This is a genomic window from Zunongwangia atlantica 22II14-10F7, assembly GCF_002094855.1.
GTDB classification, from domain to species: Bacteria; Bacteroidota; Bacteroidia; order Flavobacteriales; family Flavobacteriaceae; genus Zunongwangia; species Zunongwangia atlantica.
In genome coordinates this window covers 18091-28884 of the sequence record NZ_ARYN01000029.1, presented here as the reverse complement: position 1 = coordinate 28884, position 10794 = coordinate 18091, and the positions used below count along the sequence as shown (strand labels likewise).

Below are 10794 nucleotides of genomic sequence, written 5' to 3'. Positions count from 1 at the left end.
TCCAAAATATTGGTGTTTTGCAACCCAAAAAAAGAAGGCTAAGGAACAACTGAAGTGAATTAAAAACCGATTAGGAAGAAACAGCACAATAGCCGGAAGGGAAACTAAATGCAAGAAGCATCACTATCCTGCATTACTATATGACATCGCATTACACAAATACTAAGAATCTATGTATTTCATCTTGTAATAATGCAGAATTATTTATCTCCGGATGAATATAATCACCACATCGGAATATTTAAGCCAATCAATAATCGACCTAAACAAACTGTATGACAGATTTTTATATTTAAAAAAGAAGCAATAAAAAGCGACGAATGAAGTAGATTATTTAAAGGCTTTCACCCAACATCTTTAAACTAATTTTAAATACTTTTGCATCCCGATTATGATTATAGTTCGTTAATAAGAGAGCCTTGCCCTACTAGCTTTCTTAATTATACTTGTAGAAATGCAGAACTTATCCCCAGATGAAATAATTATCCTATGCATAGGTTTTACCCTTATCATCTATGCCATTATATTTTTAGTTAAGATCACTAAATCCAATAGAGACTTAAAAAAGAGTTTATTAAACAGCGATTACCCCAAGAAAAAATAAATCCTTGTTTCCGTATGTTTTGATTCTCCTAATCGAAAGGGATTAGGCTAAAATGCACATTAAAGACCAAAAAATCATGGCGCATTTAAAGGTCTTTCCGAGGTGTCAAGGTGATTTATTATTAAAAAAGCGGACGCTCTGGTAATTTCTACGGATGTTCTAATTATCCTAAATGCAGCTGCACTAAAAATCTTGAATAATGATTAGATCTTTTCAGGACTAAGAATTTATATTTATGTACTCATTCATTAAAACAATGATAACAGCATTGCAAGTGAATAGTACTTGCTTTGACATTTCAGTATAAATAATGACCGGAAGAAATTCATTCGCAAGGGATTCACCTGGATACCGAAGATCTGATTCGACGACTTACAAGCCAGGAAAATATCCTGAATTTTGAAAATATAGAGTATGATCGAATTTCTACAGAACTATCCAACACGATCAAAGAGGCGAAGATCTGAAGTAAGCGATCGTTTTGTTTTATGTATCGCTGATTTTGAATAAAAAAGGAGTTGTGATTCTGATTCTTAAATTTCGGGAATAAAAAAAGCGAAAGATCAATTCTTTCGCTTACTTAGGTTAGGTTTGGTATAGGTTTTTAGAACTTGTAACCTACTCCGATCATTAGAGTATTCACTCCACTATCTAAATCAACATCATATTGATCTGCTTGATCCTGGATATCTTTCGAGTATCTATTCGTCAATTCAAATCCATATCTAGCTTCGATAAAGAAGTTTTCATTAATATGGTATCCTGCACCGAATGCAGCATCCAGACCGAAAGCATTTGTAGAAGGATCATCTTCTAGAACAATTGTCCCCTGTGGTCCGGCTTGTAAATAAAATCCTGAATTTTCAATATAATATTGAAGCATTACAGGAATAGAAAGGAAATCCGTTTCCTCTGCATTGAAATAATTCACAGAAGGTTGAATGTGCCAGTTTTCGTTTAATTCAAAATCGGTTAAAAAGCCAACATAGAATCCAGAGGCATTTTCTGATACCTCAACCCCCATGGACGAAGCTGCAACTTTAACATTAGTATAACCAGCCTGAACTCCAAAATCTACTTCTTGTGCAAATGAATTTACACCGATGAATAGGATTGCAATAAAGATTAATTTTTTAAACATTTTTTGATTTGATTTATTAATTACGACCTACAAACCTAAATTAAATTTTGACATCTTTCACGTTTTAGGCTAAAATAAATTCCAATATATCAATAAAACGCACACTTTATTTACAGGTCTATTTTCTTATAGTCTGCTTCGATTTTTAATTCTTCCCAGGAGTCACTTTCAAAATTATAATAATCTTTATATAGCGTTAAATGAATCTGATCCTCTTTGTTATTATCCAACTCAAAATTTTCAATAGTACCGAAGGGATCAAAATCGTTTTGTTTCAATACTAAGTGCCCATCTAATTCTTTATAAGAAGTTCCAAAACTAGCATCAATATAATCCAAATTATAATCTGTCTTTTCTGCATCATAAAAGTTTAGAGAAGCTTCCGGAAATGAAAAGGAAATAAGTTTAGCATAATTTTGCTGATCTATCATAGGTCGTATCTCTATTTCATAGATCGAATTTGGGAAAAAGAAACCGGTTTCTTTAGATAAGTCTGTATTTGATGTTCCGTCATTATCTAGATCAACGGCTTTACTGGATTCAAAAGAAGTAATTTTATAATAGCCAGTATATGACGGTATAGAATTATCTTCCTGTTCTGAGGTTGAACAAGAAATAACAAAAATTACGAATATGGATAAGGCGAACTTTTTTATCATTTTATGGATTTAGGTATTTTGACTGAATATTATTATAATCTTAATCTGTACATTATTAACATGAAAATCTATAAAAAGTGTGATTATGTTTAGTCTCAAGCACTATTAGCCATCTTTAATACAACTAACACTTACGAATATAATAATTTAAATTCCATATGGTATAGACTCGGGCCAATTGTTGTATATGCAATATACACTTAGTGAGTGTCATTAAAGATCTAAACCTCACCTTACGAATGTCCAAACAGCCTCGTTATTAAGTTCAATCCACTATAACGGCAATTTCTACTTTAGAAGATGGTATATTCTACTTTGGTCATTTTAAACTAATTTCAGTTCTTTTCTATATTAAAAAAATCAGACTAATTATTGTATATGCGGTATGCACTTAGTGAGTATCATTAAAGATCTAAACCTCACCTTATGAGTGCACAAGCACCCTCATTATTATATTTAATCCACGCTAATTATGGACTTATATTTTTTTTAATAGTCTGTTGATCATTATTTCATTTCCTCTCAACTTTAGGGGAAAGGCTTTGTTGTATATGCTGATTGCATTTAGTGAGCGTAAATAGAACCTCACCTTACGGGTGTACAAGCACCCTCATTAATATATTTAATCCACGATAAGTTCTATTCCGGCTTTTTCGGCCTTGTATTTTATTTTGGTCATCAGTTCATAGTAATTCCAGTTCCTTAAAACAAATCCGTTTTCCTTTTTGGCGATCTCCATTTTATCTTCCTGATTTATTAAAATGAGTGTACCTGCTTGCTGTTTGATACAAAAATCAATAAGCATCCGACTGTATACATGCAAACGGTTACCTACATAATTTTTTTCTTTTTCGTGAAATCTCTCTACTGCTTTTGTTTTGCGTTTACGACCTTTTCCTGATCGACAATAGGCAGTAGCATTTTGCGTCCTTTTTAAAGCAGCCTGTATGGCTAATCTTCGATATAAAAACTCCTCTCTACTACCAATATTAAGCTTTGCTTTACCAGATTTCACTATAATAGGATAATCAAGAGATAGAGAAGCTTCTGCAATTACTTCCGGTTTTAGGCTATGCTTTTCTTTCGCGACTTCAAATACGGCCAACCAATAAATTTTTTCTTTTTTCAGTTCAATTTTAGAAGCGCAGAGTTTGATATGACCGGCTACTACCTGTTCCAGCAAGCTTCGTTTATCCGTATAATCCCTACCTAAATAGGTTTTAAAAGGAATAGAAAATAAACGAAAGCAAAATGCTTTTTTTTCTTTTTTATAGGATAATCCATGAATCCCTATCGTTCCAAATGGAAAAGGAATATCTCTTCTAAAATTCGCAAGAGAGCGCTCTCCCCTCCTATATTGCGCCAAGTTTGTAGTAAAATTATTCATGATATTATAATTCATATTGGCTAGAATGTTGGTTGGAACCTCACCTTTAAAACGATTTGATACCACACGGTAGGTACAATTGCTCTTTGAACGATTGAGCATGCCATCTTCAGCCTTCTTATCATCCACCAGCCTGTATTTTATACCTTCAGATAAATAAAAAAAATCCTTAATCATTTCCTGTATATACTGGTGGGTAACAATAAGGTTACCCGCCCTATAGCTTCGGTTCTGCCAACGGTATAGGGTATCAAGAGCTTCTTTTCTTTCCTCCTTGGTAGGCGCGTCCACCCGTAGCTGGATCTTTCGGGTAAGTTTTATAGTTTCTTTAGCCATGCTTATGCCGATTGTTGTTGTTCGTGTTTTTCCTGTAGCAACCTATAGGCAGCCATAAATTCTTTATGTACTTCCTTTTGAGAAAGTTTCAGTTCTTCGGCTATAGCCGCAAAGGAGTATTGCTTTTCATTTCGCAGTTGAAATACCTGTTCCTGTTCCGCAGTCATTTTGCCCTGTTGTTTTACAACAACAACCTTTTCGGGTTTGGTTTCCAAATCCTTTCCTTTATGGATGATTTTTTTAATATCCTCGATAGCTCTTTTCACCTCGTAACTAATGTACATAGTAGTGTTTCCCATAACCTGAGCAATATTTTTATATTGAAATCCATATTTAATACAGAGTTCAATAAGACGACGTCTTTCAGGACTTAACAAGGGAAAAACACGACTTATTTTATCGAAGGCTTTCTGGTCGGCCTCCTGTTCCTTTAAATGCAGATCTTCTGACTCCGGGTCAAATCCATGCATATATTCCTGATAGTTTGGAAAAAACTCCAGTCTGTTCATATTCCGGTGAAACCTATTCCTTGGGCGGCAATAGTAATAGATACACTGCCGTTTCATGACATACAGAAGGAAGAAGAGAATATGTTTAGTATCTTCTATATGATCTCTCTTTTCCCATAATGTAAGGAACGTATCCTGAAGAATGTTCTCAACAACAAATTCATCCTTAATTAAATTCTTCCCCATCCAAAAGAGTTTTTGGCGATATCTGGCATAAATAAACTCCATAGCATCGGGATGCCCTTCTTTTAAAAGTTTAAACTCACGTTCCATAGCCAACAGGTTTAAATGTTGGATCGGATCTTCGAATGGATACTGTATTAATAACTAATACGAGTCTCTCGGTATGGTCTATAATTTTCATGGTTTGCTGTGGTTTTTGTTTGTTTTTATCTAGTTCGAAACCATAGGCCTTCCCAAATTGCCGATAAACAAGTGGGAAAGGCTATGAGCTTAAGGGAAGGCTTTCTGGCTTCTAGCCTAGACTAAATGGCTAATTCATTAAACGGTGGTTTGTTTCTTCTTATAGATTTGGTTTTGTGGTTATATCATTATTCAATCAACTCTCTTTCTTTCCGGAAAAGAATAGTGCTATAGAATTTCTATTTACAATAGATTCTATATAAATGCTAACATTAATATCTAGTGATATTCAAATATAATAAAAATAATTAGTATTCGTTCGATCGAACGAGATTATTTTATAGGTAAGCGATTCCTTTGCTAGTATGGCAAGAGATATTAATAGGGCTATTTGCTTATTTATAACTGAAGAATGGATAGATCCCTTCTTAGCTAATGGTGGTACACAGGTTGGATTTGCAGATAATCATAACATTTTGGAAAGTACTGTTAGAAAAATAAAAAATAATCCTAATTACCGAATTCCTGTTGAAACACTTTTCAAGATTTGCCACGAAAGAGGAATAAGTATGTCTGACTTTTTTAAAAAGTTGATGGAAAAATTCCCAGAATTTGAAATTAGCTAAAAAATAACTGATAGATAAAAAAACAGTAAGGAGCCTAAAAATAAAATCATAGATAATACATAGTCATGCTTTTGATATGGCTTCCCATTTTGGCACTCCTTTTTTCCAAATTCCCAATTAAAGAGAACTCCAAGTAAGCTAAGGGTCGTAATTATTAGTAAAAAAACTGAAAACAAAAACAACTTAAATAATTTTAACTCTAGTGTCTGTCGCTAATTTAAAGGCAAGATCGCCACTTCTCAAATAAAGGCAGAGCTAATTGAACTTCTTTACACAACTACTTAAGGCTCTCAGGGAGTTTATAAGCTTCTATCTATCATCACTTTAATTGAATTGAAAAAGGCCTGATAAAAAGAATCATCTTTGGCAAATAAACGATAAAGATCGAGTTCATTTTTTCGTTGGTTTCGCATCACCTCTTCCATAATTCTTTTCAAGGCTAAATCTGAATTCTGTTCATCACTATTTTGAGCCACTTTTGTTTCGTAATCAGGATGTGCTTGGATTTGCTTACTGATTTGCAAAAATTTAACGCGCTGTTCATCTGGAGTAGCTTCCCACCCCTGAAACCAACGTTCGTTAAAGCTTTTAATGATATTTTCGAGAATATCTTCTTCTTTTTCACCATGTGCTCCACGAGGAGCAGGGTTTTGCGGACCCAGCTCACTATCGTCTTCCTCTAATTGAATTCCCTCATTAAGTTTTGTTCTCTCCAAGCCATACGTCGATAAATCGACCGATTCTAAAAGCTCATCTACATTGCTTGCTTCAGGATCTTTAACGACAAGCTTTGGAATCAAAAACTTTAAAAACCAGAATAATTTCTCCCAAGCCAATATTTCGTAAGGTAGAATTGCCGCCATTTGGCCATATATTTTTACGAACTGTTTGGCTTTAATTTTAAAGTCTGCTTTGTCTTCTTCTTTTTCCCAGTCTAATTCGATATTGAAGCGCTCCGCCGGCACATCAATTAAAGTACTTAATAAGCTCCCCTCTACACCATCAAAATACTGTTGAATAAACTCTTCTACTTCTTCTTGCTCATATACCCCTACTTCATCTAAGACATCTTTTAATTCGTGCAGTACATTTACATCGGTGGCTTTACTTAAGGAAGTTGCGGTATAAAATGGATCGAACGCCTCCTTGATTTCGTCTGTGGTATTAAAAAAGTCTAATACAAAAACATCCTCTGTTTTCTTTCCTAACTTATCGGCTGCACGATTTAACCGTGATAAAGCTTGTACGGCTAATACCCCTTGTAGTTTCTTATCAACGTACATTGTGGTTAACTTGGGCTGATCGAATCCCGTAAGGTATTTATTGGCAACGACTAAAATTCTGTACTCATCTTTATCAAAATAATCTTTGGTGTCTTTCTCCCCAAAACTATTCATTTCCGCTTCCGAATAGGTGATTCCTTCCAGCTCTTTTTCTCCCGAAAAAGCGATCAATACTTTAAATGGATTTCCCCGTTGTTCTAAAATTCGATTTAAAGCTTTGTAATATTTAATTGCCGATTGAATACTTTGGGTAATCACCATGGCTTTCGCTTTCCCCTTTAGCTTTTTGGTATTTACTACTTTTCCTATAAAGTGATCTAACATCACCTCCGCTTTGGTGGTGATGGTTTGCTGGTTAGACTCTACGTAAGCTTTTAATTTTTTTTGCGCTTTTGCGGTATCAAAAAGCGGATTATCTTCGATCGATTTCTCTATTTCATAATAGCTTTTATAGGTAGTGTAATTGGCAAGTACGTCTAATATAAATTGTTCTTCTATCGCCTGTTTCATCGAATAAAGATGAAAAGGTTGAAAGCTTCCATCTTCCTGTTTTACTCCAAATTTTTCTAAAGTCGTATTTTTAGGTGTTGCTGTAAAAGCCAAGTAAGAAGCATTGCCCCGCATTTTACGGGATTGCATCATCGCTATAATTTTATCTTGCGCGTCTTCTACTTCTTCCTGCTGCCCCATCGCCTGATTCATTTTATCATGAGCAATTCCACTTTGGGAGCTATGGGCTTCATCAATGAGTACCGCAAAACGTTTATCGCTTAAATCGGAAATTCCTTCGATGATAAATGGAAATTTCTGAATGGTAGTAATGATAATTTTTTTACCCACTTCTAAATTTTCTCGTAATTGCTTCGAAGAATGTGCAGGAGCTACTATATTTTTCTGTTCCGAAAAATCTTTAATGTTTTCCCGAATCTGTTTATCTAGCAAGCGTCTGTCTGTTACTACAATCACCGAGTCAAATAAAGGTTGCTCTATGCCTTTACTCCCCGGTACTTGTTCATTAACCGGATAGGTTTCTATTAATTGGTAGGCTGCCCAGGTAATGGAATTTGATTTTCCTGAACCTGCCGAATGTTGTATTAAATAGGTTTGCCCTACCCCTTTGTGGGAAGCATCCTCCACAATTTTACGCACTACATCTAATTGGTGGTAACGCGGAAAAAACAAGGTACGCGTATTTAACGCATCTTTTTTGCTACCATCTAACCGAATAAAATGCTGAATAAGGTTCGCTAAGCTCTTTCGGGTAAGTACTTCTTGCCAAAGGTAAGCGGTTTTATGGCCAAACGGATTTACAGGATTGCCTTTTCCATTTTGATTGCCTTTATTAAAAGGTAAGAAAAAGGTATCTTTCCCATTGAGTTTAGTCGTCATATACACCTCATCGGTATCGACGGCAAAATGCACTAAACAACGAGCAAAACGCAGCAGTGGCTGACGGTTATCGCGTTTAAACTTGTATTGATTTTGGCCGTGTACCCTGGCATTTTGTCCCGTCCAATGGTTTTTGAGTTCGATGGTGATCACCGGAATCCCATTGATAAACAGGACCATATCGATCTCTTCCCGCGGATTGGCTTCTGAATACCGTAATTGTCGCGTAACGCTAAACTGATTGCTTTTAAAGTTATCGTGTACGCGTTGACTGCTACTGGCTAAGGGTAATTGATAAAAAAGTGTAAAATGCGCATCTTCTACCGCTAAACCTTTTTTAAGCAAATGCAGGATTCCATATTTTTTAACCATCCGGTCGTAACGCTCTAAAATTTTAAGCTTCCAATCGCTATGGCGTTGTAGTTTTTCTAATTCTTCTTGTTGCGTGTATTCTAAAAAACTCCAAAAATGCTTTTCATCTAAGGCGTATTTCGCGTTAAAGTTTTCCGGCCAACCTATCACATAGTCTTTTCCGGAAGCATATTCACCTGCAGGTTCTGCCACCTCATCATTTGGTAAGGCTTCTAGGTTGGTACCGGTGAGTTGTTTTTGTATCGTGGCTTCTAAGGCTTGTTCGTTGGTTTGGTTAAGCATATTTTTAAATTAATTTAGATGGCCAAATTTTTTCACAAAGTACTTGAACTACTTGGCAACGCTTCTCTATATCTTCTTTTAATAATTGTTTATGAGCCTGAAATGGGATGCTGGTAATATCGCTTTTGAGAAAATTAGGGTTCTTTAAATAAAAATCAGGATGAAGAGTTTGTGCATAGGTATTCTCCTTTAAATAATGAGGTAGCTTATCAGTATACCTGTCGCTATTAAAAGACTGATTTGTTCCATTAGGTAATAAAACTAAAGCTCCTATTGAGTTTCTAACATTCCAAAATTCCAATTCTTGTTCAAATTCATCACGATGGTCTTCAAAATCATCACTCCACAAATGTTCTATTTCATATTTTTTACCTGTTGATGGATTAAAGTAATTACTATAATTTGTACTTTTCCCTACTTCTTGATCGATATAACCAGTAATTCTACTCAATAAATGCTTAACAAATCTTTTATTTTGCTGATGTAATCTAAATACGGTAACGGCATTAAAATCTTCTTGCATATTTTTAAGATTTTCACTCAGTTTATTTTTTAAATTTTGAATATCTAAATCTCTTATAGACTTGATTATATTGAAGAAAGTATACTGAATTGCTGAAGCTCCAAATTTTCTAAAATTAATAGCCCTTCTTACTGTATATGTCTCAATAAATTTTGATACAACATCCATTTTCTCAAACATTTTATCTTTCTCTTCATCTGAATCAAGAGATGCCAATAACATAGTATCTTGTAATGATCTAGCAATACCCCAATTTTTAATATAGTGGATATTAGGATATTTTGAATTAAAATATATCATCATATCATATGATTTAATATATGCATTAATCATATAATCAAACTCTTTTTTAAAGAATTTATAAAAATCATCTGATGTTCTTATTCCTATTTTTTCTACGTGATTATTTTTAAACCAGTCGTGAAATCGCGTACCTATTTGTTCAAAATCCTGATTTTCAGAATCCGCTACTCGTGGTCTTACAGTAATTGCATATTTCGCTCTAAACCAAGCTTTAAAAAATTCTAAATCAGCATTATCCTCATATTCATGAAGTTTTTGCATATTAGTTTTCCAAACTTCATTTATATCTGAGCGTAGTTCTTTATTACTAATTTTTGAGAGAACATAACCCTTCAGCATTTCTGTAGATGTTAGGCTCATCCCTCTATCATTCATCGTTTCAAATATCGTATATGCATTTTCATCAGAATAGGCTGTTATTTTCACCAAAATGACATTTCCAATTAACCAATCAATAAAATAAGGCAATGGAGCATTAGTTAATTCTTCGGGAAAAACCCTTACAATATCTTCATAACGTTCAGCAATATTAGTCACTGTTTCATCATCATTCTCTTTAATTTGATAATCACCATTTTCGAATAAATCTTTTAAAACCTCCTGTCTATCTTCATCAGTCATATTAAAAGATTTCTCTCCATATTTTTCTGAAAAAATCAATTCCTGAATATTTACCGTATTATTTGATTCCTTTTGTAAATTATTGAGAAAAATAAGTAATAACGTAATTGAAGTTATTCGCTGTTGTCCATCTATAATAGAGTTTTTACCCTCTGCCATACTGAATACAACTGGACCCAAGTAATAATTTTTGTAATTCGCTACTTCTGCTCTTTTATGGTCTGAATGATAAGATTGCAAAAAAGCCTCTGATAAATCTTCAACGAGTGCTACCATATGTTTTTCCTGCCAACGGTATTCCCTTTGAAAATAATCTATAAAAAATTTCTGATCCTTTAAAAGATCATTTATACATCTATCTTGGGCTTCTATTTTATTTTTAAGATTGCTCATTTA

The 10794-nt window shown here is 34.2% G+C and carries 7 protein-coding genes and 1 pseudogene; 2 read left to right on the top strand and 6 right to left on the bottom strand.

Annotated elements, in window-relative coordinates; all coding sequences use genetic code 11:
• Positions 1 to 735: 735 nt before the first annotated feature.
• Positions 736 to 804 (top strand): annotated as a pseudogene (locus IIF7_RS21255) (topoisomerase DNA-binding C4 zinc finger domain-containing protein); the annotation flags it as partial.
• Positions 805 to 1208: 404 nt separating this feature from the next.
• Here the strand turns inward: IIF7_RS21255 and IIF7_RS19655 are convergent.
• The 4 genes from IIF7_RS19655 to IIF7_RS19640 form a co-directional block, all read right to left on the bottom strand.
• The gene (locus tag IIF7_RS19655) at positions 1209 to 1745 is read right to left on the bottom strand and encodes a porin family protein (RefSeq protein WP_084843396.1); all 537 of its coding nucleotides are present in this window, start codon (positions 1743 to 1745) and stop codon (positions 1209 to 1211) included.
• Between the two features lie 110 nt (positions 1746 to 1855).
• Positions 1856 to 2404: a hypothetical protein gene (locus IIF7_RS19650; RefSeq protein WP_084843395.1), complete on the bottom strand. Its 549-nt coding sequence runs from the start codon at positions 2402 to 2404 to the stop codon at positions 1856 to 1858.
• Positions 2405 to 3026: 622 nt separating this feature from the next.
• The gene (locus IIF7_RS19645) at positions 3027 to 4127 is read right to left on the bottom strand and encodes a hypothetical protein (RefSeq protein WP_084843394.1); all 1101 of its coding nucleotides are present in this window, start codon (positions 4125 to 4127) and stop codon (positions 3027 to 3029) included.
• A gap of 2 nt (positions 4128 to 4129) precedes the next feature.
• Positions 4130 to 4909: an RNA polymerase sigma factor gene (locus IIF7_RS19640; protein ID WP_084843393.1), complete on the bottom strand. Its 780-nt coding sequence runs from the start codon at positions 4907 to 4909 to the stop codon at positions 4130 to 4132.
• 455 nt (positions 4910 to 5364) lie between these two features.
• Here IIF7_RS19640 and IIF7_RS19635 point away from each other — a divergent pair, with 455 nt between their 5' ends.
• Positions 5365 to 5625, top strand: coding sequence for a transcriptional regulator (locus tag IIF7_RS19635; RefSeq protein WP_084843392.1), 261 nt, complete (start codon positions 5365 to 5367; stop codon positions 5623 to 5625).
• A gap of 299 nt (positions 5626 to 5924) precedes the next feature.
• On the opposite strand, the gene IIF7_RS19630 is transcribed toward IIF7_RS19635, so the two are convergent.
• Together IIF7_RS19630 and IIF7_RS19625 are read right to left on the bottom strand one after the other, a co-directional pair.
• On the bottom strand, positions 5925 to 8951 hold the full coding sequence (locus IIF7_RS19630; RefSeq protein ID WP_084843391.1) for a type I restriction endonuclease subunit R: 3027 nt from the start codon (positions 8949 to 8951) through the stop codon (positions 5925 to 5927).
• A 4-nt stretch (positions 8952 to 8955) separates the two neighbouring features.
• Positions 8956 to 10791 carry a DUF262 domain-containing protein gene (locus IIF7_RS19625; RefSeq protein WP_084843390.1) on the bottom strand — a complete coding sequence of 612 codons (1836 nt, stop codon included), beginning with the start codon at positions 10789 to 10791 and terminating at the stop codon, positions 8956 to 8958.
• Positions 10792 to 10794 lie beyond the last annotated feature (3 nt).